Consider the following 1,062-nt stretch of genomic DNA (forward strand, 5'->3'; position numbering starts at 1 on the left):
CGGTGAAAGCGTGAAACAAATTGCAAGTGCTTTGCCATTTGATAGGGTTCAAGAACCAAGTTTAGGTGAACCGTTAGGAGCCCATAACGATGAGGTGCTAGGTCAGTTTGGCTTTGATGCTGGTCAACTTGAAGAGCTCAAGAAAAGTGGCTGTATTAAGCAGGGGTAAAAGAGAGAATGTCTGCACTATTTCTCAGCGCAGACAATCGATTTTCGTATTAACTAACCATAAAAGCTTAGAGACTGTATCCGATCCCTAAGTAATAATTTGGATCTTTGTCCGGTGCGGTAGATGTTTCGTCAAACGGAAATGCAGTGCCTAGCCTCAATGCGACCGGCAGCGCGCTGTAACCCAAATCTAGACCGACATTTAGCTCCACTCCGGCGGCATCAAACGTTGATTTGTCTCGGTTTGGCGTGCCGGATTCATAAAATAGCGCTCCAGAGATGGTGTGAAGACCAATAGGCCAAGCGTCGATTCCCTGGTCGACATAGGCGATAGGGAATCGGTAATCGGCCGAATAAATACTTGGCTTAAAGCCGCGAAGCTCTTGTGCAGAATCTGGATAGCCTCGCAATGGTTTTTCGCGTTGGTGAATCAAGCCTTGTTTAAATGCGGTGATGGACGGGCTATCGCCTAAATCAAAGAAGTCTGCTCCAGTTTGCGCTTCACCTATAAATGCGCGCAAGGCTAGTGTATGTGGGCCATAGAGTGCGATGTACTCGCGCCAATCAAGGATCCAAACGTTTCCATATGACTGATCACCAGAATTTATCTCGACACGATCTCGTTCGATGTTGAGTTGAATGGTGCGACCGTGCGCTGGGCTAACCCCATATAAAGCTTGAATGGCGTTGTTGTATATCGCGCTAAGCCCTAATGTTTCGACGTGGATTGATTGCTGGGTGTTGGTGAACTGATCCTCGAGGGTGCGCTGATAATTGTTTACACCTCCAGTAAGGGTCAATTGGGAAAAATCAAAACGCCATGTTTTATGCGCCAGTAACGCGCTGTCTTCTTGGTCTTCTATGAGGCGCGCTTTGTATACGAAGGCTGGGGGC

At 47.6% G+C, this 1,062-nt stretch carries 1 protein-coding gene; it reads right to left on the bottom strand.

The window, feature by feature from the left end:
• Positions 1-236: 236 nt before the first annotated feature.
• Positions 237-1,062: hypothetical protein (locus A3738_RS31480; RefSeq protein WP_197474004.1), on the bottom strand; the 826-nt coding region annotated here is incomplete at its 5' end.

The sequence above is a fragment of the Oleiphilus sp. HI0066 genome, assembly GCF_001635725.1.